The sequence below is a fragment of the Reyranella humidisoli genome, assembly GCF_019039055.1.
Taxonomy (GTDB): Bacteria; Pseudomonadota; Alphaproteobacteria; order Reyranellales; family Reyranellaceae; genus Reyranella; species Reyranella humidisoli.
Genome location: NZ_JAHOPB010000001.1, coordinates 3,599,522 through 3,624,210 on the forward strand (window position 1 = coordinate 3,599,522; position 24,689 = coordinate 3,624,210).

22 protein-coding genes are annotated in these 24,689 nt (G+C 63.9%); 13 read left to right on the forward strand and 9 right to left on the reverse strand.

Annotated features, from left to right (window positions below):
* From KQ910_RS17410 to KQ910_RS17455, 10 genes are all read left to right on the forward strand, one after another.
* Positions 1-1,224, forward strand: coding sequence for a class I SAM-dependent methyltransferase (locus KQ910_RS17410; RefSeq protein ID WP_216962978.1), 1,224 nt, complete (start codon positions 1-3; stop codon positions 1,222-1,224).
* Positions 1,221-1,970 (forward strand): cephalosporin hydroxylase family protein, encoded by a 750-nt coding sequence (locus KQ910_RS17415; protein WP_216962981.1) that lies wholly within the window; start codon positions 1,221-1,223, stop codon positions 1,968-1,970. The genes KQ910_RS17410 and KQ910_RS17415 overlap by 4 nt, the downstream gene beginning before the upstream one ends.
* 14 nt (positions 1,971-1,984) lie before the next feature.
* Entirely contained in the window at positions 1,985-2,872 is an 888-nt protein-coding gene (locus KQ910_RS17420; RefSeq protein ID WP_216962984.1) for an NAD-dependent epimerase/dehydratase family protein, read from the forward strand.
* Between the two features lie 4 nt (positions 2,873-2,876).
* Positions 2,877-3,692 (forward strand): transketolase, encoded by an 816-nt coding sequence (locus KQ910_RS17425; protein WP_216962986.1) that lies wholly within the window; start codon positions 2,877-2,879, stop codon positions 3,690-3,692.
* Complete coding sequence (locus KQ910_RS17430; protein WP_216962990.1) at positions 3,689-4,585, forward strand: transketolase C-terminal domain-containing protein; 897 nt, start codon at positions 3,689-3,691, stop codon at positions 4,583-4,585. The genes KQ910_RS17425 and KQ910_RS17430 overlap by 4 nt, the downstream gene beginning before the upstream one ends.
* A 3-nt stretch (positions 4,586-4,588) precedes the next feature.
* Entirely contained in the window at positions 4,589-5,404 is an 816-nt protein-coding gene (locus tag KQ910_RS17435) for a class I SAM-dependent methyltransferase (protein ID WP_216962992.1), read from the forward strand.
* Between the two features lie 87 nt (positions 5,405-5,491).
* On the forward strand, positions 5,492-6,346 hold the full coding sequence (locus tag KQ910_RS17440) for a phytanoyl-CoA dioxygenase family protein (protein WP_216962995.1): 855 nt from the start codon (positions 5,492-5,494) through the stop codon (positions 6,344-6,346).
* Between the two features lie 6 nt (positions 6,347-6,352).
* Complete coding sequence (locus tag KQ910_RS17445; protein WP_216962999.1) at positions 6,353-7,240, forward strand: class I SAM-dependent methyltransferase; 888 nt, start codon at positions 6,353-6,355, stop codon at positions 7,238-7,240.
* Positions 7,241-7,315: 75 nt separating this feature from the next.
* Positions 7,316-8,431, forward strand: coding sequence for a class I SAM-dependent methyltransferase (locus KQ910_RS17450; protein WP_216963002.1), 1,116 nt, complete (start codon positions 7,316-7,318; stop codon positions 8,429-8,431).
* A gap of 11 nt (positions 8,432-8,442) precedes the next feature.
* Positions 8,443-9,885 (forward strand): hypothetical protein, encoded by a 1,443-nt coding sequence (locus tag KQ910_RS17455; RefSeq protein WP_216963005.1) that lies wholly within the window; start codon positions 8,443-8,445, stop codon positions 9,883-9,885.
* Here KQ910_RS17455 and KQ910_RS17460 read toward each other — a convergent pair.
* Genes KQ910_RS17460 through gmd form a run of 5 tightly spaced genes read right to left on the reverse strand, consistent with a single transcriptional unit; the run spans position 9,861 to position 13,884 of the window.
* Positions 9,861-10,970: a DegT/DnrJ/EryC1/StrS family aminotransferase gene (locus KQ910_RS17460; RefSeq protein WP_216963008.1), complete on the reverse strand. Its 1,110-nt coding sequence runs from the start codon at positions 10,968-10,970 to the stop codon at positions 9,861-9,863. The genes KQ910_RS17455 and KQ910_RS17460 overlap by 25 nt on opposite strands.
* Positions 10,963-11,529: an acyltransferase gene (locus KQ910_RS27260; RefSeq protein WP_216963011.1), complete on the reverse strand. Its 567-nt coding sequence runs from the start codon at positions 11,527-11,529 to the stop codon at positions 10,963-10,965. Before KQ910_RS27260 ends, KQ910_RS17460 begins: the two co-directional genes overlap by 8 nt.
* Positions 11,526-11,933 carry a cupin domain-containing protein gene (locus KQ910_RS17470; RefSeq protein ID WP_216963014.1) on the reverse strand — a complete coding sequence of 136 codons (408 nt, stop codon included), beginning with the start codon at positions 11,931-11,933 and terminating at the stop codon, positions 11,526-11,528. Before KQ910_RS17470 ends, KQ910_RS27260 begins: the two co-directional genes overlap by 4 nt.
* Entirely contained in the window at positions 11,930-12,850 is a 921-nt protein-coding gene (locus KQ910_RS17475; protein WP_216963016.1) for an NAD-dependent epimerase/dehydratase family protein, read from the reverse strand. Before KQ910_RS17475 ends, KQ910_RS17470 begins: the two co-directional genes overlap by 4 nt.
* Entirely contained in the window at positions 12,847-13,884 is a 1,038-nt protein-coding gene (gene gmd, locus KQ910_RS17480) for a GDP-mannose 4,6-dehydratase (protein ID WP_216963019.1), read from the reverse strand. The genes KQ910_RS17475 and gmd overlap by 4 nt, the downstream gene beginning before the upstream one ends.
* Before the next feature lie 385 nt (positions 13,885-14,269).
* Here gmd and KQ910_RS17485 point away from each other — a divergent pair, with 385 nt between their 5' ends.
* Both KQ910_RS17485 and KQ910_RS17490 read left to right on the forward strand, forming a co-directional pair.
* Positions 14,270-15,391, forward strand: a complete 1,122-nt coding sequence (locus tag KQ910_RS17485) for a tetratricopeptide repeat protein (RefSeq protein ID WP_216963022.1) — start codon at positions 14,270-14,272, stop codon at positions 15,389-15,391.
* A 39-nt stretch (positions 15,392-15,430) separates the two neighbouring features.
* A complete protein-coding gene (locus KQ910_RS17490; protein WP_216963024.1) occupies positions 15,431-17,008 on the forward strand; it encodes a hypothetical protein in 1,578 nt (525 codons plus the stop codon).
* On the opposite strand, the gene KQ910_RS17495 is transcribed toward KQ910_RS17490, so the two are convergent.
* The 4 genes from KQ910_RS17495 to KQ910_RS17510 all read right to left on the reverse strand — a co-directional run bounded on the left by KQ910_RS17495 (position 17,005) and on the right by KQ910_RS17510 (position 23,034).
* Positions 17,005-18,033, reverse strand: a complete 1,029-nt coding sequence (locus KQ910_RS17495; protein ID WP_216963026.1) for an FkbM family methyltransferase — start codon at positions 18,031-18,033, stop codon at positions 17,005-17,007. The genes KQ910_RS17490 and KQ910_RS17495 overlap by 4 nt on opposite strands.
* 69 nt (positions 18,034-18,102) lie before the next feature.
* Positions 18,103-19,815, reverse strand: a complete 1,713-nt coding sequence (locus KQ910_RS17500) for a glycosyltransferase family protein (RefSeq protein ID WP_216963028.1) — start codon at positions 19,813-19,815, stop codon at positions 18,103-18,105.
* 63 nt (positions 19,816-19,878) lie between these two features.
* A complete protein-coding gene (locus tag KQ910_RS17505; protein WP_216963030.1) occupies positions 19,879-21,528 on the reverse strand; it encodes a hypothetical protein in 1,650 nt (549 codons plus the stop codon).
* Between the two features lie 174 nt (positions 21,529-21,702).
* Positions 21,703-23,034 carry a UDP-glucose dehydrogenase family protein gene (locus KQ910_RS17510; RefSeq protein WP_216963032.1) on the reverse strand — a complete coding sequence of 444 codons (1,332 nt, stop codon included), beginning with the start codon at positions 23,032-23,034 and terminating at the stop codon, positions 21,703-21,705.
* A gap of 156 nt (positions 23,035-23,190) precedes the next feature.
* Here KQ910_RS17510 and KQ910_RS17515 point away from each other — a divergent pair, with 156 nt between their 5' ends.
* The gene (locus KQ910_RS17515; protein WP_216963034.1) at positions 23,191-24,684 is read left to right on the forward strand and encodes a leucyl aminopeptidase; all 1,494 of its coding nucleotides are present in this window, start codon (positions 23,191-23,193) and stop codon (positions 24,682-24,684) included.
* Positions 24,685-24,689: the final 5 nt, after the last annotated feature.

Below are 24,689 nucleotides of genomic sequence, written 5' to 3' on the forward strand. Positions count from 1 at the left end.
TTGGCGCGCTGCATCCTCTGTCAGTCAAGCGATGTCGAGGTCGTTCTCGACCTTGGGAAAATGGCCCTCGCCAACAAGTTTCTGACCAAGGCAGAGCTTGAAGCCGGTGAGCCGGCATACCCGTTGCGCCTCGCGCACTGCAATGAGTGCGGGCACGTCCAACTGCCCGATCGCGTGCCACCGGCGGCGATGTTCGAGGACTATCTCTACATGTCCTCGCTGTCCGAGACGCTGGTGAATCATCTCCACGGGCTGGCCGCCGCCGTCGTCGACTGGGCGAAGCTCGCGCCGAACGCGCTGGTGCTGGATATCGGCTGCAACGACTGCACGCTTCTGGAGGGCTTCCGGACGCAGAAGATGAACGTCCTGGGCATGGACCCCGCCGTCAATCTTGCGCCGGTCGCGAAGAAGAAGGGCATCGAGGTCGTGAACGACTTCTTCGGCCTGGCTTCGGCGCGCAAGCTGCGCGAGCGCTTCGGACCGGCCAAGGCGATCACCGCCACCAACGTGTTCCCGCATATTCCGGCGCTCGACGATTTCGTCGCCGGTCTGGACGTCATGCTCGACACCGACGGCGTGTTCGTCGTCGAGGCGCACTACCTGCTGGATCTGCTCGACCAGGCCGCCTTCGACACGATCTACCACGAGCATGTCTCCTACTGGTCGCTCGACGCGATGCAGAAGCTGTTCAATCCGCGCGGCTTCGAGGTGGTCGATTGCAGGCGCCTGCCGATCCATCACGGCCAGCTGCGGGCCTTCATCCAGCGCAAGGGCGTGCGCCCGGTTTCGGCTGCCGTCACGGCTCAACTTGCGCAGGAGCGCGAGTATGGAGTGCCGGGACGTGAGCCTCTCGATAAGCTGGCCGCACAGGCCCATCAGGTGCGGCAGCAGCTGCGGAGCACGCTCGACGAACTGAAGGGCAAGGGCATGAAGGTCGCGGGTTACGGCGCCCCGGCCAAGGGCAGCACGCTGCTCACCTTTGCCGGCGTCAATTCCGGCGACCTCGAATGGATTGCCGACCGCAGCCCGCTCAAGCAGGGCCGCTACACGCCCGACAGCCACATACCGGTCGTGCCGGCGGAACGGATCCTCGAGGAACAGCCGGATTACCTGCTGGTGCTGGCCTGGAATTTCGTCGACGAGATTGTCCGGCAGCAGGCCGAATACAGAAGCCGCGGAGGGAAGTTCATCTTGCCGGTCCCCGAAGTGAAGATCCTGCAATGAAGTCCGTATACGCGCCGCCGAGCTCGCAGATCGTCCTGCGCCGCGACGGTCAGGAGATCACCTGCGATCTCTATTCACCGGAAGGCCGCGAGCTGCTCGCGGCGCTCTGGCTGAAGGTATCGGCGCACAATCGCCGCATGTACGAGCCGCGCTGGCTGGGCGTCCAGATCATCCAGCTTCCCGAAGACGTCGTGGCGATGCAGGAGCTTCTCTGGACCGTGCGGCCCGACGTGATCGTCGAGACCGGCATCGCCCATGGCGGTTCACTGGTGCTGTCGGCCTCCATCCTCGAGTTGATCGGCGAGGGGCGGGTGATCGGCATCGACGTCGACATCCGCAAGCACAATCGCGAGATCATCGACGCGCATCCGCTGCGTCACAGGATGGAACTGATCGAGGGAAGCTCGATCGATCCGGCGATCGTGGCCAAGGTCCGCGCGTCGGTCGGCGATGCCAAGCGGGTGCTTGTCACCCTCGATTCCAACCACACCGCCGCGCATGTGGCGGCCGAGCTGGAAGCCTATGCACCGATGGTGACGCTCGACAGCTACATCGTCGCCATGGACGGCGCGCAGGCGCATGTCGGGGATATTCCGGCGGCGAAACCGGGCTGGGCCGACGATCATCCGCTCCAGGCGATCGACCAGTTCCTGGCAAAGCATCCCGAATTCGTCGTCGATCCCCACTATGAGCGGATGGACATCACGTCCTCGCCCGGCGGCTTCCTGCGCCGGGTGAAAGCGTAGAGCGTGGATTGAAAATGAAAGTCGTCATCACGGGCTCGCAAAGCTTCATCGGCAAGGTTCTGGAGACGACGCTCACGGCGCAGGGGCACGAGGTCTACGGCCTCGACTCGGTGGCGCCCGATGGCGCGCACAGCATCGCCGCTGACATCCGCGATCCGGCGCTTGCCGATCGGCTGCCGGAGATGGATGCGATGGTCCACCTCGCGGCGATTTCCCGCGAGCCCGATTGCGCGGCCGATCCGCGGCTGGCCTTCGACGTGAACGTGACGGGCACGGCCAATCTGCTCATGGCGGCGCGCAAGCGCAACGCGCGTCAGGTCATCTTCGCTTCATCCGAATGGGTGTACGGCGACGTCGCCAACGACGCGGTGCAATCGGAAGACACCGTGATCGATCCGGCGGCGGTTCGGAACGAATATGCCGCGACCAAGATCGCTGGCGAGATGGCGCTCAACGTTGCGGTGCGGCGCGGCCTCGAAGGCGGGACCGTGCTGCGATTCGGCATCGTCTATGGACCGCGGAAGGCCAACTGGTCGGCGGTCGAGGCGCTGGTGAACACGGCGCGGACGAGCGACACGGTGGCGGTTGGCAGCCTCGCGACGGCGCGCCGCTTCATCCATGTGCGGGACATCGCCTCGGGGATTACCGCCGCGCTGGGCCGCCGCGGCTTCGAGATCTTCAATCTGGCCGGCGACCGGCTCGTGACCCTCGGCGACGTGATCGAGGCGGCCCGCAGCCGGCTCGGCAAGCAGCTGCAGGTGACCGAGCGCGACGCCTCGGCGATCAGCATCAGGAACCCGGTGAATGACAAAGTGAAGCGCGAGCTTCGCTGGGCGCCGCAGACTTCTCTGGAGACCGGGGTCGCGGAACTGCTCGAGTATTTCCGGGAAGGGGAGAAGTAGTCCGATGACGGCGCGTCCCAACCTTCCAGATCCGGCGGACGTTCGCCGCACGATCTTGAAGATCCTGTTCGAAGGACAGGCCAGCCATCTCGGCACGTCGATGTCGATGGTCGAGATTCTCATTGCGGCCTACGGCGCCTGCGACGTCGGCGCGATCCGGCGCGGCGAGAACGGCCGCGACCGGGTGTTCGTCAGCAAGGGCCATGGGGCGGCCTGCACCTATTCGGTGATGCACCATTTCGGCCTGCTCGATGCAGCGACCATCGCGACTTACCACAAGAATGGCAGCGTGCTGGCGGGCCATGTCAGCCATGCCGTCGCGGGTGTCGAGCATTCGACCGGAGCGCTGGGTCACGGCCTTCCCGTGGCGGTCGGCGCGGCGATCGGGTTGCGTTCGAAGGGGTTCGACGATGCGCTCGTCTTCTGCGTGATGGGCGACGGCGAAATCCAGGAAGGCGCGGTCTGGGAGGCCCTGATGCTGGCCCACCACCAGAAGCTCAACCGGCTCATCCCGATCGTCGACAACAACCGAATATCGAGCATCAAGGCGACGAAGGAGGTCATCAACCTCGAGCCGCTCGCGGATCGCTTCCGCGGCTTCGGCTTTGCCGTGCACGACATCGACGGCCACGACCTCGCGGCGTTGACCAACGCGATCGCCACCATACGAGCGGGCGACAAGCCGAGCGTCATCGTCGCCAACACGACCAAGGGCAAGGGCGTGCCGTTTGCCGAGAACCAGCCCATCTGGCACTACCGGTCGCTCAATCAGGAGACCTACGATCAGGCCGTCGCGGCGCTGAAGGGAGGCGTGTCGTGAGAGGCAAGATCCTCAATGCGCTTCTCGCCCGCATGAAGACGGACGAGCGCCTGTTCTTCCTGACCGGCGACATGGGCATCAACCTGGTCGAGCCGATCGAGGAGGCCTTTCCCAAGCGCTTCCTCAACGTGGGCATTGCCGAGCAGAATCTGATCGGGGTGGCGGCGGGCCTGTGCAACCTGGGTTTCCTGCCGGTCGTCTACACGATCTCGAACTTCCTCATCCATCGCTGCCTCGAGCAGATCCGCGACGACGTCGTCCTGCACGAGAACAAGGTCATCCTGCTGGGGACGTCCGCCGGCTTCGACAATGCGCCGCTCGGGCCGACTCATCATATCGTCGACGAGTGGGGCATGCTGAAAGGCCTGCCGGGTATCGACGTCTATGCCACCTCGTCGGTGGAGTTCGCGGAAAAGGCCCTCGATCTGGTCATCGCGCGCGAGAAATCGGCGTACATCCGCATCGCCAAGGGCATGCCGTCCATTCCCGGCGCCGACGGCGATTTTCTTTATCTCGAAGGCGAAAAGGGCGCGCCGCTGCTCGTCTCCTACGGCAGCCTCGTCCAGGAATGCATGAAGGCGAAGCAGTCCCGCCCCGAGCTGGGCGTTCTGGTCATGAACAAGATCCACACCCTGGACGCGGCCAAGCTGTCGCCCTTGTTCGCGAAGCACGACCGCGTCCTCGTCGTGGAGGATCATTTCTCCACGACCGGCCTCTACGCCTCCGTCTGCCAGCTCGCCGTGGAGCAGGGCCTTCACCTCGCCGTGGAGCCCGTCGCACCCGAGGGATATTCGCTGAAGGTCGGGCAGTCCTCGGATTTCTACCATCGGCTCTTTTCGCTCGATTCTGCCGGCATTCTGGATCGACTGGCAGGATCGCCGCCCAAGGGGTGAGACATGGACATCATCGACACCCGCAAGTGCAATCTCTGGAATCTCGACCGCCTTGCCGATTACCTGAGCATCGGTCCGGATGTCCTGCGCGGCTACTACGACGAGATCTCTGAAGACGAAGAGTTCCTGTCAGGCATCAATACTCGGCTGCGCAAGGTGCGTGAGGAGTACGGCTTCACCAAGGGGATTTTCGCGCGCGAGCGGATCGATTCGGCTGACTGGTTCGCCTTCGAGCGCATCCTGATCTACGTATTGGTCCGCCACCTCAAGCCGGAAGCGGTTTTGGAAACCGGCGTCTACTATGGCGGCAACACGTCATTTCTCCTCGCGGGTCTACACCGCAATGGGAAGGGGCGCCTCGTCTCGATCGACCTTCCCGACTCGGCAATCCGCGCGGGCGTGTCCGCTAAAACTGCGCAGCGTCACCCACTGGTCGGCGACTCCGAGTTCTACGAGCCGAAGATGAAGCCGGGCTTCATTGTTCCTGAGTATTTGAAGGCACATTGGGAGTTTGTCGAAGGCGATAGCATTTCGACGATCCCCACGAGAACAGAGAAATTCGAACTCTACCTTCACGACAGCGATCACTCCATGGGCTTCCTAACGGCGGAGGCCGAGGCGGCGTGGCCCAAACTTGCCCAGGATGCGGTGGTCGTCGTCGATGATATTGATTGGTCGAATGGCTTTTTTGCCTTGTGTATCAGGAAGAAGCTTTGTCCGGTTCTGTTCACCGACAACGGAAAAGACAACTTGAGGGTCCGTACAGGGCTTGTGAAATTGGATCACCCACGCAACCTCGATCCAGCCTTCGTAGGTTAGCGTAACGAGCCCTGCGTAACGCAGTCTCGCCTGGGTCCGTAGAGTCGCTGACGCGAATTTTCAGGTCAGGGAGTTCGATGCAAGCCTATGATCAAGAAATTTCGATTTAGAGGTACGCCGGGTAAAGAAGAGGCGGCGTTCTTTGCCGACCAAGGCTATTTGTATGTTGAGAATTTCTACGACATCGAAAACGACATAGAGCCCATCCGCGAGGATATACATAGGCTGATCGGAATCGTGGCAGCGCAACGGGGTGTCTCCCTTGGCGCGCGCGTATATTCCTCCGGCGACTTCGATAATGGGCTTCAGCAGCTCATCGCTTCTGACAGGCCGAGTGTCGGATTGGTCTATGATGCAGTGAAGAAGCTGCCGAGCTACATCAGGGTCGCGTGCCATGAGCGGCATGAGATTTACGGCCGCGTGTTGTTGGGATCGTCGTTCATTGGATTCTCACCTCGTGGTTACGGCATTCGCATGGATAATCCATTGGAGGATGAGTACAGCACCCAGCCTCATCAGGATTACGTTTCGCAGCTATCCAGTTTCAATGCCGTAGTCACCTGGGGGCCTTTGCGTGATGTCACTCCTGAACTTGGACCGATGCGCGTGTATCCAGGTTCGCATAAGGCCGGCGTATTCCCCATACATAACAAAGGCGGCGGATCGCGCGGACTCGTGATCGCGAGATTGGACGAAGTGCTCAGTGGCTTTGAGTCGATCTCGCCGCTTGTGCAGTCAGGAGACTGCCTGTTCCTGCACTTCTTGACGCTGCATGAGAGTGGGCCGAATCGCTCTGAGAAGACCCGATGGTCGATGCTGTCGCGCTATTTTGACTTTTGCCATCCGAGCGGTGTAGCAATCCAATGGAGGGGTGGGCTTCAGGAGGGTAACTCCTTCGAGAAGGTGCATCCGGAATTGCTCGTCCGCGAAACCGAAGGCTGAGTTCCAATGGAAGTTGAAGAGATCCGTCGACGCCTGGCCGACTTCGACTATTGGTATCACCGGATCGAACTGGCCCCGGGCATCGTCACGCCGGGATTTCATCTGGAGCCGCTCTGGGATCATCTTCGTACCGTCCGTGACAAGCTCGACTACAAAGACAAAACCGTGCTCGACATTGCTTCCTTCGACGGGATGTTCTCGTTCGAAGCCGAAAGGAAAGGGGCAAAGCTGGTCGTTGCAGCGGACATCTTTTACAAGACGTTCTCCAACTTCCTGTTCTGCCGTGAGGTTTTTGGCAGCAAGGCAGTTCCCTACTACAACGTATCACCCTACGAGTTGACGGAGAGACTGGACGTTTTCTTCGACGAACACTTCGTCGGAGAAAAGCAGGATCGCAGGTTCGATATCGTCCAGCACTTCGGGCTTCTGTATCACCTGAGGGATCCCCTGTACTCGCTTTCGCAGGCGCGCGCAGTGCTCAAGCCGGGCGGCAAGCTCATCATCGAGACCGATGTGGTGATGGATAGTGACGAATCGTTCATGCTGTTCAACGGGCTGCCCAATGCGGCGCGGGTGCGGGACAATTTCAGCGTGTGGTGGGCGCCGACCGGGCGCTGCCTTGCGGAAATGCTAGAGAGCACGATGTTCAAGGTGGACGAAGGCAGCTACTCGGAATTCGAGTTTCTGCCGCCGTCCACCGAGTCTGGCCGGGCGTCTACGGCTCAGCGCGAGGCGATGCACCGCGACGGCAAATCCTACCGCATCGGGCGAGGCGCGTTGATCGCGACAGCCATCGAGGCAGGTTCGCGAAACGAGAAGTTCGAACAGGAATTGACGAGGACCTATCGGAATCCGGGACTGGATTTGCGCCGGATGGATTGGCGCCAGGGATGATCTCTAAGAATGCCGACCGCTTGCCATCGACCCTAACAAACCCGTCATCGAATCCGAAATGGATGTGAGCCTCTGATGCGTCATTTGAAGCTCGCATCCTTCAAGGTTTTCGAAGGCGCCCGTGCGAACTGCGGCGAGCATTTGTCCTTCGAGACAACGCAAGGGCAGTGGAAGTACAGCGTTGCGATACCGCTGTCTTCTTTCCTGGCCTCGGCGCCGAAAGTCGTCGAGCTAGAAGCCGAGGTGTCCAAGGGGTCTGTTCGCTTCGAATGTATCGACCTGAAGAGCCATGCTGAGATCGGCAGCAAGTATATCGTAGACAAGCCGGGGCGCGTCCGATTCAAACTGCTCGTTGAAGGCCGAAGCGGCAGCCCGGCGATCATGGTTCGTAATGCGGCGGCTGATGGCAAAGCCGCAGTCGGGGCGATTTTCTCCGCTGTGACGGCGGATCACGTGCTGGACGCCGAACTCCGAGCGCTCAAGGCCAAGACCTGGGATTACTGGCATTATTCGTACGAACTGGGCGAGGGCGCCCGGGTCGAGGCTACGATCGACGGCATCATGCCGATGCACCGGCTCAACCAGAAGATCATGTTCCATCTTCTCAAGACGGGCTTCGGTGACATAAGCGGTAAGCGTATCGTTGACGTGGCGTGCGCTTCCGGTTTCCACACGATGGAGATGGCGCGGCAGGGCGGGCGGATGGTCGGCGTCGACATCGACGCTCCCTCGATCGAGCAGGCGCGGTTTCTCCAGCAGTGTTCCGACGTGAAGGCGGTCCGTGACATTCGTTTCGAGTTGAGCGGCCTGCATGGCTTCAAGCCGCCCGAGCCGTTCGATATCGGTTTCTGCTCCGGGCTCTTCTATCACCTTCTCGACCCGGTCGGCGGGGCGCAGGCGCTGTTCAATCTGGTGAAGGAAGGGGCAGTCGTCCATTCGCACATCGTCGACAGTGCGGAGGCGATCATGGCGCTGGCCGATTCGTCGAAATACAAATGCTGCTTCGATGGCGAGTTCGCACTGATGCCCAGCCGCAGCATGCTCGAGCGCATCTTCGCCCATGTCGGCTTCAAGGTGAAAAGCTTCTCGCCGCGTGACGTGGTAAGCGATGCGGAGATCGACAGCCTGGCGCCGGAGTTCTCCACGCTTTTTGCCTCGGGCAACACGGCCTACTACCTGCTGACGAAGTAGCGGGAGGGGGCTTGGCGATGACCGTCATCGAGGCGATCATCCTCGGCCGTAACGACAATTACGAGCCGCAATGGACGGAGAAGCTGCTCGCCGCCATTGCCTACAACCGCGCAGTGCTGACGCGCGACGGCTACGAGTTCCGTGTCGCCTTCGTCGAATGGAATCCGCCCGCCGGCAATCCACTCCTGGCGCCGATGCTGGTCGAGCGTTTCCCCTACGTCCGCTGCGTGGTGGTGGCGCCGGAGGTCCACAAGGCGATCTGCCAGGGGCCAATGCCCATCATGCTCAACCCGGCGATCAATGCCGCCGTGAGGACGAGCGAGGCCGACTACCTGGTGGTGACGGGCGGCGACTGCTTTTTCGGACGTGCGCTCGCCGACCGCATTGCCCGCGGGGGGCTGCTCGGCAATCGGCTCTACCGGGCGGAGCGCGTCAACATTCGCGCCGACATCGACTTCGTCTCCGCGACGCCGGCCGAGATCGAGGATCCGGCGAACATTGTTTCCGTCGACACCTGCTCGGAACCGCCCTACGACCGGCCGCCCTACACCAATGCGTCCGGAGACTTCCTGATGATGGACCGGGCGACCATGACCGGGTTGCGCGGTTTCGACGAGGCCATCGATTTCTCCAAGCTGCATCTCGATTCGCGCCTGTGCTGGACCTGCATGGATGCCGGAATGGATTGCGAGCTCCTGGGCCGGATCTTCCACATCAGCCATACCCAGTCCTACGTGAACGCCGGCGGCGCCTATGACAGCCAGTCCTACGTGACCGAGGTCGGTTTACCTTATCTCAATCCCGAGGTGTGGGGGCTGGGCGGCTTCGCCTGGAGGCGGGACGGCGATCGCATCTGGCATGTCGGCATGGGCGCCGCAAACGCGCCGGCCCCGGCGCTGGACAGGGAAGCGTCGGCGCGGGCGGAGAAGGTGAGGGCCGGCCTGACGGCACTGCACGCCAAGCGGAACGACCAGGATCCGGTAGACGGCGCCTGCGAGATCGTGAAGCTGCCGCTCGACTGGATCTGGGTTGCGCCGATCGCGAGCCGCGACGAGTCCGGCGTCATCGAGGGCGCCAAGGGCGTCGTGGACAATGTCGCGGCGCTCAGCCTGCCCGACAAGCTGCTGCCGCCGAAAAAATCGGAACGGCGCTGGATCTTCCTGTCGCTCGACGTCCTCCAGGGCGACCTCGTCGTCGAGGCGATCGACCAGACCTATCGCCCGCCGACCCTTGTCAGGGCCAGCAAGGAGCCCGTCGGGATCTGGCTGGAGATGCCGCCCGAGAGCAAGGCGGTCCGGTTCGGCCGGTTCCGCGGCAACGGGCCGGCGGTGCGGTTGAAGATTCGCGAGGCGCGGCTGTTCGGCCGCTTCCGGCCTTCGCCCCGGAAGGAGATTTCCCGGGGCCTCTATGGTCGCGTGAAGTACCGGCTTCAGCGGTTTTTCGGACCCTCGTAGAAGTCGCGGATCGCCACGCAGACATGGTCGATCTCCTCGTCCGAAAGCTGGACGGCGGAGGGAAGCCACAGGCCGCGACGGCCGATATCCTCGGAGACCGGATAGTCGCCGGGCAGGTCGTAGGCGGCCTGCCGGGTGATCGGCGGATACATCACGCGCGTGCCGACGTTGCGCTGCTTCAGGTAGTCGATCAGCCCCTCGCGGCGCTCGACGCGAACGTCGATGAACCACGGCGCCGTCAACGCCAGGTCGTGCGGGAAGAGCGAGACGCCGTCGATGCCCGCCAGCTTCTCCTGGTAGCGCTTCCAGATTTCCTTCTTGCGAATCACGCGGGCCGGCACCTTGCGCATCTGCTCGATGCCGATGCAGGCCTGCAGCTCGGTGAACTTGAAGTTGAAGCCGATGGAATCGTGGATGTCGTTGCCACCGCCGGAGCGGCCGAAATCCTTCAGGCGGCGCAGGCGGCGGGCGACCTCGTCGTCGTCGGTGATCAGGGCGCCGCCCTGGCCGGTCGATACGATCTTGGGCGAGGAGAAGGAAAAGCTGCCGACGCGGCCGGCGCGGCCGACATGGCGACCGTCGGGAAACCAGGAGCCGAGCGACTGGGCCGAGTCCTCGATCAGCTCGATTCCCTTCTCTTTCGCCAGCGCCTCGAAGGCGGCGATACCAACGGAAGGTGGCCGGCCGTTCGCCGAGACCAGCATGATCGCCTTGGTTTTCGGCGTGATCGCCTTCTTCACCAGCTCGATGTCGAGGCACAGCGTGTCCGGCTCGACGTCCACGAACACCGGGACGGCGCCGAACATCTTCACCGCATTCGGACTGGCGATCATCGTGTAGTTGGGAACGATCACTTCGTCGTCGGCGACGACGCCGACCGCCATGGCCGCCAGAGTCAGGCTGATCGTGCCGTTGTTGACCACGATGCAGTGCTTGGCGCCGGTATAGTCGGCAATCATCTGTTCGAACTGCGCGGTCCGCTTGAATTCCGTGATGAAGCCGTCTTCATCCATGTAGTCGCAGATCGCCTTCTTCTCTTCCTCGCCGAAGAGCGGGCGCATCTGCATGATGAAATGGTCAACCATTCCTTATTTCCTTCCAGAACTGCGCTTCGAGGGCGAGGATGCCGTCCCGGTCGCGGTCCCGCAGCTTCCGCGCCGGCACGCCGGCATGGAGCGTCCAGGCCTCCAGATTCTTCTTCGCCAGAGATTGTGCACCGAGACAGGCGCCATCGCCGAAGGTGACGTGGGGCATGACGGTCGAGTTGGCGCCGACGATGCAATGCCGTCCCAGGGTGATGTCGCCGATCTCGACGGCTCCCTTCACGTGGCGGGGCACCAGCGGCGTGGCGATGCCGGCGACATAGTCGTCGCTGCCGGCGGCCAGTACGACGTTCGGCGCCAGGGTCGAGAACTGGCCGAAGCGGACCGTGGCCTGCCGCCCGCCGATCAGCTTGGCGCCGGCCGAGATGTGGACGTAGTCGTCGCACTCCAGCGCGGTCGAAATGTAGGTGAAGTCGTCGATGATGACGTTGTCGCCCAGCCGGACGAGCTCGGGATAGCGGATGCGGACCGTCTTGCCGATGATGACGTTCTTGCCGCGATGGGCCAGCGACGCTTCATCGAAGAAGAGGTTGCCGCTCACAACCGCCTGCGGTCCCTGTCCGCGCCGACATACGGGCCGTTCTTCACTTCGAGGACTTCGGTGCCGTCCTCGAGGATCTCGTAGCCGTGCCCGCCGCGCAGCAGGATGGCGACGTCGCCGGTTCCGATGACCAATTCGGCCACCTTCTTTTCGGTGGTGTTATAGATGGATGCCCTGATCGATCCCTTGCGGACGTACAGCACTTCCTGGGTCCAGAGGACCTGACGCGGCACCTCGTTGTGGATGTGCGCCTTCAGGAGGGTGCCGGCCGGATAGCCCCAGGTGCCGACCTGGATGAAGTCCTCGTCCTGCGAGAAGAACTTTAGGCCGCCGGCCCAGGCCGCATCGGCGGGAATGTGGCGCGCGAGCACGATTTCGCCTTCCTTGATCTCGACGATGCTCATTGTGCGGCTCCTTGCTCGATGTACCAGGCGACCGTGTCCTGAATTCCCTGGCGCAGCCCGCGCGTCGGGCTCCAGCCCAGAAGGCGGGTGCCTCGGGCTCCGTCGACGGTCTTGAAGGGGGCGCCGTCGGGCTTGGAGGGATCGAGCACGATCCTGCCCTTGTAGCCGACCGCGTCACGGATCACTTCGGCGAGTTCGAGGATCGAGATGCCCTTGCCGACGCCGATGTTGACGATGTCGGTCGTGGCCGGGGCGTCGATGGCGCGGATCATCGCCTCGGCGCCGTCATCGACATGCAGCCACTCGCGCACCGGTTTGCCCGAGCCCCAGACGATGACTTCCGGCGCGCCGGTCTCCTTGGCGCTGGCGAATTTCATGATCAAGGCGCCCAGCGCGTGCGAGCGTTCCGCCTCGAAATGATCCTCGGGCCCGTACATGTTCGACAGGATGAGGTTCACGACATCGAGGCCGTACTGCTGCGCATAGGCCCATGAACCGACCCAGGAAGCCTTGCGGACGAAGCCGTAGGTCATCACCGAATCGTGCAGCGGCCCGTCCCAGAATTCGTCCTCGCGGAAGAGGGTGGCGTCGCCGGGATAGGCGCAGTTGGAGATCGGATTGACCACGCGCCGGACATTCGTCGTCGTGGCGGCCTCGAGCAGGTTGATGGTCATCAGGAGATTGTTGCGGAACATCTCCGCCTGATGCTTGAGGCCGAACTGGATTCCGCCGACATAGGCCGCGCAGTTCAGCACGTAAGCCGGCTTGACCTTCTCGAACAACTCGAGGGTCTGCGCGCGATCGCGAAGGTCGGCGCCGGCGGACAGGGAGGTCGCGGTAAAGTCTTTCTCCGCGGCCTCGAGCTGACGGATGACCCGCTTGCCGAGAAAGCCGGTGGCACCGAGTACGAGGATCATCCGTGCTCACCGCTGTAGCCGTCATGCTTCAGGTCGTATTCGACCATGAGACGCACCAGCTGAGGCAGGGTCGTCTTGGGTTTCCAGCCCAGGATACGGTGGGCCTTGGATGCGTCCCCCTGGAGATAGTCGACCTCGGAGGGGCGATAATATTTGGGGTCGACGACGACCCGGATTTCGCCGGTGCGGGCGTCCAGCGCCTGCTCGGCAACGCCCGAGCCGCGCCATTCCAGTTCGATCCCGGCGACCGCGAACGCCATGACGACGAACTCGCGCACCGAATAGACCTCGCCGGTGGAGATCACGTAGTCGTCGGGCTCGTGGTGCTGCAGCATCAGCCACATTGCCTCGACATAGTCCCGGGCATAGCCCCAGTCCCGTTTGGCTTCGAGGTTGCCGAGCACGAGCTGCTTCTGGCGGCCCTGCGCGATGCGGGCGGCGGCCTTGGTGATCTTCTTGGTGACGAAGGTCTCGCCGCGGCGGGGAGACTCGTGATTGAAGAGGATGCCGTTGCAGGCGAACAGGCCGTAGGCTTCCCGGTAGTTGGTCGTCACCCAGTAGGAGTAGAGCTTGGCGGCGGCGTAGGGAGAGCGGGGGTGGAACTTGGTCTGCTCGCTCTGGGGCTGGGTGCCGATCTCGCCGCCGAACAGCTCCGAGGTCGACGCCTGGTAGAAACGAGGCTTGATCCCGAGATCCTTAATCGCATCCAGCAGTCGCAGGCAGCCGATCGCGTCCACCTCGGCCGTGTACTCCGGTACCTCGAAGGAGACGGCCACGTGGGACTGGGCGGCAAGATTGTATATTTCTTCAGGCTGTATGCGACCCAGCAGGCGGTGCAGGTTGCTCGAATCGGTTAAATCCCCAAGATAAGTATGGAAATTGGGGTGGTTGAGGATGTGGTCGATCCGCTGGGAGGTGAAAACGGAGCTTCGCCTCACGATGGCGTGAACGTCATATCCCTTTGCCAGCAGAAACTCGGCCAGATAGGAGCCATCCTGGCCGGAGGCGCCTGTCAGAAACGCTCTTTTGGTCATTTTTTCGGGTCGCTGGTCCGCTGGCAACTTTATGGGGCTGAAACCGCCGATTGCGCCCTTGGGCACTGGCTTAAGCCGGCAGGGCGTAGCATAGAAGAACCGACTACAATAGGGTTCGGGGCCTTGGTTTGATCGCCCTGAGCGGTCTTTCGACAGGCTGGAGCCGGTTGGCCGGTCCGCTGCGCCGACGAGAATGGAACACGCGCTTGACGCCTCTTTTGCCGTGAGTTAGCCGACCGAGACGTCAAATGCCAAATGTAATCCCGCCTGCACGCTATGACCGGTTTCCTGGTCGCACGGACGAGCCAAATTGTTGGCCCCGGTTGCGATGGATGGGGACTGGGGATGGGGCCGGCGGTCTGGGAATTCACTAAGAGTGTCCGAATTGTCTCTGCTGGAACGGTTGTCAGGTTCTTTGCGCGACTCTCTGCGTCGCGGCGCTCGGTCGGGAGAGGGAGACGAAAAGCCGCTCTCGATCGAACTCAGCAAGGCTCGCGCACTCTATCTGCGGGCTCGTATCGTGGCCCGCACGGGCAACATTCCGCTTGCGGCCAGCATGTTCGCCGATGCCGCGGCACTCGATCCGGAATTCGCCGATGCCCTCGAAGCCGAGGGCGCGATGCTCGACCTGACGGGGCAGGAGAGTCTTGCACGCGCCCGGTACGATGCGGCGCGTCTGTCGCGCGCGCGCAATCGTCCCGGCCCGCCGGACCGCCCGTTCTATGCCCGCCAGCGCGGTCCCTACATTTCGGAGATCATCTCCTATAGTTCGGCCCGGCAATCTCTCCGGCGCAACGTCCTGCCCCTCATAGCGCGCGGAAACGCGTATCTGGCGCAGGGCGATGCCGAACGGGCGCTCGCGGACTACGATCGCGCGCTCAAGCTTCGTCCCGGCCTTCCGGAGCTGCTCGCCCTGAAAGCCGAGGCTCTGGTGGTGCTCGGTCGTCATCCGGATGCGCTGGAACTGCTGGATCAGGTCCTGGCTGCCCGGCCGCGGGATGCGGGGGCACTGAGTACGCGTGGCATCGTGAATATGGCCTTGGGCAAGATCGCCGAGGCCAACGCCGACTGGCGGTTGCAACTCGACGTCGCGCGCGGTCGCCCGGCGGCCTGCGCCTGTCTGGCGCTTCGCCTGGCCGACTACGAAGCCGCCATTCCGCACCTGGAGGCGGCGAGCCAGGTCGATCCTCGTGACCCTTACTGGAAGCTCTATCTCAACACGGCAAGGATCAGAACCGGCCAGCCGGTGGTGGCCGGCGCCCCCGCGCAGGAGGGATGGCCCGGGGCACTGCTCGGCCTGCAAGCCGGCACCGTCACGGAAGATGCCGTACTCGCCCAGGCCGATACGACCGGGCGTCGCGCGGAAGCCTTGTTCCAGATGGCCATCCTCAAGTCCGCCACCGACCCTGCCGCGGCACGCTCGCGCTGGCAGGAAGTCGTGGAGCAGGGGCCGCACGACCTCATCGAGTATGCTGCTGCGCGCAACGAACTCGCGCGCGTATCCTGAGTTCCAACGTCAAGCCCATCGTCCGTCGCGTGAGGTAGCATGTTTTCCGTCATCCTCTACGGCCGCAACGACACCCACGGCTACAATCTGCACAAGCGGGCCGCGATCAGTTTCAATGCGATTTCCGAGGTCATGTCCGACCCGGACGACGAGATTCTCTTCGTCGACTACAACACGCCGGACGATCATCCGACCTTTCCCGAGGCGATCCACGACACGCTGACGGAGAAGACCAAGAAGGTGATGCGGATTCTCAGGATCCGTCCCGAGCAGCACGCCCATCTCAAGTCGAAGACCCATCTGGTCGCGCTGGAGTCGCAGTCGCGCAACGTGGCGCTGAGGCGGTCCAACCCGAAGAACCGCTGGGTCCTCTACACCAACACCGACATGCTGCTGGTGCCGCGCGTCGAGAACGAATCGCTCAGCGATATCCTGGGCGCCGTGCCCGACGGCTTCTACCAGATCCCGCGATTCGAGCTTCCGGAGATGCTCTGGGAAGCGGCCTTCGACCGGCGTGACCCGGCGGGCAATCTCGCCAAGCTGCGCGACTGGTCGGTGCGCTACCACCTGAACCAGGTAGTCCATAACTTCATGCCGATGAAGTACGACGCGCTGGGCGACTTCCAGGCGGCGCTGCGCGAGGACATGTTCGACATCCATGGCTTCGACGAGTCGATGCTCCTGGGCTGGCACTGCGATTCCAACCTGGCGGCGCGCCTTGCCCTCTATCGCGGCCGGGTCGACACGCTGATCGACAAGGTGTTCGGGTATCACTGCGACCACACCCGCGTCGCGGCGGCCAACAACAAGGGCCGGCAGACCCGCATGAACAACCAGGACCAGTACATCTGGGACGTGGCGACGCCCTATATCGCCTCGCAGGCCGAGAACTGGGGCTGGCCCGATGTCGAGATCGAGGAGATCCGGCTCGACCGGGAGACGTCCTACCAGCGCTTCACCGCCGGTCTCGACGCCGCGCTGAAGCCGGCCGAGGTTTCCTATTCGTCGACGAGCCTCGAATGGCACCTCTACGACGACCTCACCTACGACATCCCGCACACCCTGCCGTTCGTGTGCGACCAGATGCTGACGTTCCCGCGTTCGACCTCGGTCATGCTGGTCGCGGCGCGCGCCGAATTCGTGAGCCGGTTCGCCACTGCCTGGCAGGCCATGGGCTTCACCGGCAAGATCTTCGTCCCGACGGAGTGCGAGGGCCTGCCGACGGACCTGGAAGGCGTGGAGAGGGATACCTTCGAGGCGCTTCTCCCGAAGACCGACATGTTCGTCTTCGAGTTTGGGCTCGCGACGCAGCGGACGGACGAACCTGTCCGGGCGGGCAGGCATGCCGGACCGGTGGACAACAAGCGTCTCAAGGTGATTTCGCGGCTGTTCAGGCAGGCGGCCGCATCGGAAGCCGAATCACGGCCGCCCAATCGTCGGACGCCGCGCCGCTTCGTGGGCGTGAACGTGATCTACAACAAGTTCTGGCCGCTCTTCACCGACTATGTCGGCGCCAACATCAACCCGTTCTGCAGCCAGGTCCTCGCCGGCTTGCCGCGCATCGATCCGAGTCTGCGAGGCAAGGTCCTGCGCTTCCGGGGCCGCCGCGCCCTCTAGTTCGGCGGCGGATAAAAGGACGGCGCATCGGCCTCGAAGGCGGCGATGTAGTTGGCGTAGCTGTCGGCTTTCCCGCGGCCGATCTGTGCCTGGCCGGCCAGCAGTTCGAGGCCCAGATCGACGTCGATGACAGCGGCGAGCCTGTCCCGGAACAGAGTCAGGAGTTCCGCGGCGGCATCGGGCTGGCCCCAGACCGAAAAAATGGCCGCCAGCTTGCCCAGCTTCTCCGCGCTCATCGCGTCGACGATGTGCCGCCAGTCCGGACCGGCCGGATCGCGCGCGTAGAAGGCTTCTGCCTGGAAGGGCCGCCCCGTCTGCGTTTGTGCCGGCGAGGTGATGGCGAAGGGCGAGGGCAGCGCGGCCATCGAGTAGTTGCGGACATCGAGGGCAAGCAACTCGAAGCCGCGGTCGCGCATGAAGCGGTCGGTGTTGTGAAACGTATGCTCGGTCGGGTCGGTGCCGCCGCACAGGTTGACCTCCAGGCGCGCGGCCAGGACGTTCAGCCTGTCGAACTTGTCGTCGAAGGAATGCAGGACGTGGAAGTCCGGCCCGTCGATGTCGATCTTCAGAAGGTCGATGTCGGTCCAGCCGAGATCGCTGAGGACATCCGGCACAATGATCGGGTTGTTGGGATCGCCTAGCTTCGTCAGGTTCCAGGCGTTGACGTGGAGTTTCTCCTTGAGCGTTGCCGTGGCCATCCGCTCCCTTTTCAGGTGATAGGCGCGCGCGGCGCTGGTCCGTGCGAAGGGATTGCGGACCTGCGGCGGTTTTCCCGCCGCGGCGTGCGTGAAGGGATGGTCCGCCTTCAAGCCGACGAATCCACCCAGATATTTGACGTCGGGATGCGTCTCCTCCCGGGTCAGGCGCTCGCACTCGTCGAGGCTGGCGTCGAACGCCAGCGACCGCAGCCGGTCTCCGAAGACGCGCCAGGCGGGATCGATGCCGCCCGAGCAGCCGATATCGATGAAGGTGAAGCGCTCCGACGAAAGACTTCCAGCGAGGTAAGCGGCAAACGCAGTGCTCATGTCATTCCAGGTCCAAGAACGGCTTCGACGGCCCAGCCTAGCAGAGCCGCCAAAGGTCATATAGCGGGCTCAATCCGCCCGCTGCAGGCGAAAGAAGGCGCCGGCAACCGGGTCCACGAAAAGCGGCGTGCCGGTGAACTTCGCGTGCAACGTCCTGTAGATCGTCGAGGCCTTTGTCGGGTCGGCGACCGTCGCCATGTAGGAGGTGAAGTTCGCTTCGGAAAGCTCCCACACATAGTCGGCGACCACCTGGTAGCCGAGATCCATGGCATGGCCGATCTGGCGACTGAGTTCGGCTGCGATCTCCTCGCCGCTCGCGCTCGGCTGATGGATCGGCCCGTTCACGAAGGCGAGCAGCTTGATTTTCGGTTGGGGTGCGGGGGCGGGTCCCAGTTTGCCGAAGAAGTTCCATTCGCCGCGCCACTCGTAGAAGGTCTCGGAAACGAGCTGCTCGAAACCGTGGACGAGGAAGACGGTGCGCGCCGGATCGGCCTGGCTTTCGATACGCTGAAGCGCGTTGCGCCAAAGCCCGTCGGCGCCCCGTGCCGGCGCCATCCTGTAGACGTTGTAGGACAGCAGAGCGACGCCCAGCATCAGGGCGATCTTCGGCATCGCCGGACCGTAGCGGCGGGTGGCGGCCGCGACGATGGTCGCCCAGGCCACCGTCAGCCAGATCATGACGTTGATCTGCATCTGCGGGTCCTGGGGCTGCGAGTAGAAGTTGAAGACCTCGCCCGCCAGGAAATTCACACCGAAGAGTGCTGCCAGGACCCGCGGGCTCAGCGATCCGGCGCCGCGCCAGACGAGGACCAGCCAGGCGATGGCGATCGCGGTGATGAGAACAGTGGCCGTCAGGACTTCGGTCCGGATGACGCTGAGGTACGAGGCATCCCCCATGTTGGCGCCGCCCAGGAGATACTCGGTGATGCCGACCCAGAGGAAAACCATCTTGCGCATGGCAAAGCCGGCCCAGCCGGATTCGACGGCCTTGCCGGTCCAGAGGAGGTCCCGCACGGTGCCCACGTTGCCGTTGTGCGGCCCCCAGAGCTGCATCGCGACCTCCGCGGTGCCGACCATCGCGGCCAGGAAGATCACGACGCGCAGAAACCTCTTCCAAAGAGGCGCCGGAGCCAGTGTGACGGCGACCAGCAGGGCAGGAAGCGTCGGAAACATCAGCCGCCACTCGAACAGCCAGGACAGGGCGAAGACGACCGCGACCACGGCGATGCGGCCCGGAGTAGGATTGACGAACCAGACGGCGGCGAGGGCCAGCGAGCCGAGCAGAAACGTGTAGGACGGGATGATGTCTTCGTTGCTGATCGACAGATTGAGGAAGAATGCACCGCCCAGGTGAAAGGCGGCCGCGGCCCAGGCCACATCGCGGCGGCCGCTGACGGTGCGTACCAGCAGGTAGACGATGCAAAGGCTGATCGCGCCGAAGAGGCAGTTGATGAGGGCGATCTGCCGCCGCGGATCGCCCGTCTGGATGCCCATCAGGTCGAGCAGATGGCAGAAGACCGCGATGAACGGGTAGTAGTGGAAATTCGACGGGTCGAGGGGCGTCTTGACGTAATCGTTCAGCCAGTCCCGGACCGTCATCGCCTTGAAGACGCCGTTGCTGGTGAGGGCCTGCGGATTGTCGAGCCAGCCGACCAGCCAGACGAGCCCGGCCAGCGACGCGAGAAAGAGGATGGCGAGATCGACGACGCAGGTCCGCTCCGACCACCAGGGGGGAGTGGGATCAGGTCGCCTGGCAATCGTCGTAAGTGTCTGTTTTTCCAAGATTTAAGGTTTCTGCCACACGGCGGGTAGAGGTGCCAAGGGCGGCGGCGCGCGCGGGAAATGCTACCGGCGCGGTGCCATCGGCGTCAGCCGCACGAAAGGGCCCGCCACGGGATCGACATAAACCGGCGTTCCGGTGAATCTCGTGTGAAGCATGTCGTACAGGGCATCCGATTTGCTTCTGTCCGCCACCGTCGACAGGGCCGATTCCATCTTGGCCCGCTCCCAGTTCCAGACGTCGGCCGCGACCACGTCGTATCCGAGGGCCATCGCCTGAAGGATCTGCTGCTCGAGTTCCGCCGCCAGTTCCGGGCCGGTGAGACGGGGACGGTTCACCGCGCCGCTGACCAGCGCCAGCACCTTGAATTTCGTGGCCGGCGTGGGCGCGGGGCCGAGCGCGTCGAAGAACTTCCAGTCTCCGTTCCAGTGGTAGTAGGTCTGGGAAACCAGGCTTTCGAACCCATGCACCAGCAGGAAGCTCTTCGCGGGAGGGACGTGTTCCTCGATGCGCTGGAGCGTGTTTCGCCAGCGCGTGTCCTCACCGCGCGTCGCGGCAAGCGCCTGGACGTTGTAGGCGAGGATTCCCACCGACACGCAGCCGAATGCCGCCAGCGCTGCGCGCCGATGCCAGCGCGAGGCATGGGCGACGATCAGGGCCGCGGCAATCGTCAGCCATGGCATGACGTTGATCTGCATCTGCGGATCCTGGGGCTGCGAATAGATGTTCATCACCTCGCCGGCTGCGAAGGTTCCGCCGAAGACGGCGACGATAATGCGCGTCTGCGGGGCGAACCGGTTGCGCCAGAAGAGCAGCAAGGCGGCAATGGCCAGCCCGAGGATGATGACGGTCGCCGCGCCCATCTCGCGCCAATAGAGTGGAAGGGAGGCCAGGTCGCCGAGATTGCGCCCGCCCAGAAGCGTCTCGCTGATACCGGCCCACAGAAACCACCACTTGGCGGCGGCGAAGCCTGCCCAACCGGATTCGACTCCCTTCGCCGTCCAGACGAGATCGACGAGGCGGTAGGGATTTCCGGGCTGGCTCCCCCACAGGAGTTGCAGGACGGCCGAGACGGCGACCGAGGTCAGCAGGAAGGTCGCGATCCATCCGAGGCGCAGCCTGGGACTGCCGGGCGCGATCGCCAGTGCCAGCACCAAGCCCGGCAGGGCGGGAAACATCAGTCGCCACTCGGAGAGCCAGGCAAGGGTGAAGACCGCCGACACGATGGCGACACGCTGGACGGTCGGCCGGACGAACCACATGCCGGCCAGCGCCATGGCGACGAACATCAGCGTGTAGGACGGCATGATGTCTTCGTTGCTGATCGCGAGATTGAGGAAGAACCCCCCGGCGAGATGGAACAGGGCGGCGAGCCAGGCGATCGTTCGGTCACGGGTCAGGTGCCGCACGAACAGGTACACCATCGACAGGCAGGCCGCGGCGCTGGCGGCATGGATGACGGTCATCTGTCGGCGCGGGTCGCCGGGATAGACGCCGATGAAATCGAGAAGGGCACAGAGGCGCCCGAGGATCGGGAAGTAAAGGTAGTTGGAAGGGTCGAGCGAGGCGGTCGCCGGGGCCTGCACCCACGGCTTCAACTGCAGGGCCTTGAAGACGCCGTTCCCCGTGATGCCCTGGGCATTGTCGTACCAGAGGATCAGACCGATGAGCCCGCAGAAGGACAGGAAGCAGATCAGGAGGGCGTCGAGCTTCAAGCCTGCCTCGCCCCGATCGTCTGAAACCTGCCAGTCAGGCTGGATGATTACGGGAGGGGAGAGCGGCGGGGGCATCGCTCGTCTGTGCCAGATTCGTTTTTTGCTGCCAATGCCGGGCATTAAAAAGCCCGCGAGGGCGCGGGCTTTTTCATCCGGACGAGGTCCCAGCCGTCTCTAGCGGCCGGACCCGAGGTACAGGATGTCCGCAACCGCCTCGAACTTCTCGGCCGGCAGCGTGCGCCAGAGGTCGAGCACGGTGAGGCGCTGGCCGTCGCGCTTGCACCAGGCGGGATCGATGTCCTTATACTCCGGCCAGCCGGTGCCGACGATCAGCAGGTCGCACTCGCGCACGGCGCCCTCGAGAGAGGAGGCGCCGACCACCTTGTCGCCCAGCACGGCCAGCGCCGCGTCCTGCGCCAGCGGGTCGTGCACGACGACCACGTATCCTGCGTCGGCGAGATTGGCGGCGAGCTTGACGCTGTGGCTCTCTTCCACGACGGGCGTCTGCGGCTTGTAGGACAGGCCGAGCAGCGCGATGCGCGTGCCGGACTTGGCGAACTTCGCGACCAGGTTCGACAGGCGCTCGATCTGGAAATTGTTGATGCGGTCGGTCGCCTCGGCCACGTCGGCGCGGGCGCCCAGCTTGCGGGCGAGCGCGGCAAACGCCACGTTGTCGCGCGGGAAGCAGGGGCCGCCATAACCCATCGCACCCTTGAGGTATTTCGGGCCGATGCGGGTGTCGGCGCCCAGCGCCTTGGTGACGACGTCGACGTCGGCGCCCGGCAGGCGATCACAGATGTCGGCCAGCATGTTGGCGTAGGAGATCTTGGTCGTGACGTAGGTGTTGACCGAGATCTTGGTCAGCTCCGCGCTCACCCAGTTCATGCGCTGCACCGGCGGCTTCGTCTCGCACATTTGCAGGTAGATGGTGGCCAGCATGTCGCCGGCCTTGGGATCGCTCTGACCGACGAGGATCGAATCGGGGTAGAGCATGTCGCGGACGACGCTGCCCAGCGCGATGAATTCCGGATTGTAGCAGAGGCCGAGTTCAGGCCCGATCTTGCGGCCCGAGGCGGCCTCGAGGGCGGGCGCGATCTCCGCCGACATGGTGCCCGGCATCACCGTCGAGGTGATGACGACCATGTGGTAGCCCTTCTTGTTGCGCAGCGCCTTGCCGAGCGTCTCCATCGCCTGGAGCACGAAGCGGTTGGAGAAGAAACCGGTGCTGTCGGACGGGGTCGGCACGATCACGAAGCTGGCGTCGCTCTTCTGGACGGCCTCGTTGGCGTCCATGGTGGCCGACAGGCGCTCCTTGTTGGCGGCGATCAGTTCGTTGAGCTGCGGCTCGACGATGGGCATCTTGCCTGCGTTCATCGCGTCGACGAACGTCTTGTTCACGTCCAGGCCGACGACGGTGAATCCACGGCTGGCGAGGACCGCCGCAAGGGGGGCACCGAGCTTGCCGAGGCCGACGACCGAGACGCGAGGCAAAGTTCCTGAGGTCATTTCCATGTCCGTTTTGAGGGCCGGTACTGATACTGGTGCTGGCGGCCGGATGCCACCCCGATTTTGCGGGGGCCTGTAGGTCAAACACCGCTTGCGCGCACCCGCCGCAGGGGCGAAAAATCGCCGCCAATCAGGCGCTTGGGGCAGGGGAATTGGATGAAAGTGGAATTTTCGGCCTTTCCGAAGGCCTTTGCGGGCAATGTCGCGGTATTCGTCGGGGCTGACAAGCAGCTCCTCGCGACCGCCCAGTCCATCGATGCCGCGTCTGGCGGTGCCGTCGTTCGCGCCTTCGAGGGCGGCCGGTTCACCGGCGCCAAGGGCCAGACCCTGACCGTTCTCGGTCACTCGGGTGACGTTGCACGCCTGCTGCTTCTGGGCGTCGGCAAGGGCAAGGAACTGGATGGCCGCGCGGCCGAGGGGCTGGGCGGGGTGATCGCCGCCGAAGCCAATGCCGCTGGCCACACCGCCGTCACGGTGGTCGTGGATCCGGTGAAGGGCACCCGCCTGACGCCGGCCCAGATCGCCGCCCACATTGCGCTCGGTGTCCGGCTGCGCAGCTACCGCTTCGACAAGTACAAGACCAAGGACAAGCCCGAGCAGAAGCTCTCGCTGCAGCACCTCACCATCGTCCTGGCCGGTCCCGCCGACGCGCGGAAGGCCTACGCACAGCTCGAGCCCGTGGTCGACGCCGTGTTCCTCACGCGCGACCTGGTGAGCGAGCCGCCGAACGTGCTCTATCCGGTCGAGTTCGCCCGCCGCGCCCGGGAGCTGACCAAGCTCGGCGTGAAGGTCGAGGTGCTGGGCGAGGCCGAGATGAAGAAGCTCGGCATGGAGACGCTACTGGCGGTCGGACAGGGCAGCGGACGCGATTCGCAGCTCCTGGTCATGACCTGGATGAACGGTCCCAAGGGCCAGGCGCCGGTCGCGCTGATCGGCAAGGGCGTGTGCTTCGATACCGGCGGCATCTCGCTGAAGCCGGCCGGCGGCATGGAAGACATGAAGTGGGACATGGGCGGCGCCGGCGCCGTCACGGGTGCCATGGCCCTGATCGCCGGCCGCAAGGCCAAGGCGAACGTCGTGGCCGTGTGCGCCCTTGTCGAGAACATGCCCGACGGCAACGCGCAGCGCCCGGGCGACGTCGTGAAGTCGATGTCGGGTCAGACGGTCGAGGTCATTAACACCGACGCCGAGGGCCGCCTGATCCTGTGCGACGCGATGTGGTACGCGCAGGAGAAGTTCAAGCCGCAGGCGATGGTCGAGCTCTCGACCCTGACCGGCGCCATCATCGTGGCCCTGGGCCATGAGCGCGCCGGCCTGTTCTGCAACAACACGCAGCTCTCCAACCGGCTGCGGGCGGCCGGTGCGGGCATCGGCGAGAAGCTGTGGCGCATGCCGCTGGGACCGAAGTACGACAAGCTGATCGACTCCGAGATTGCCGACATGAGGAACGTCGGCGGCGGCCGCGACGGCGGCTCGATCACGGCGGCGCAGTTCCTGCAGCGCTTCGTGCAGGACGGCGTGGCCTGGGCTCACATCGACATCGCGGGCGTGGCCTGGTCGGGCAAGGGCGACGTGACGACGCCGAAGGGCGCGACGGCCTACGGCGTGCGTCTGCTCGATCGGCTGATCGCCGAGAACTACGAGCGCTGATTCGC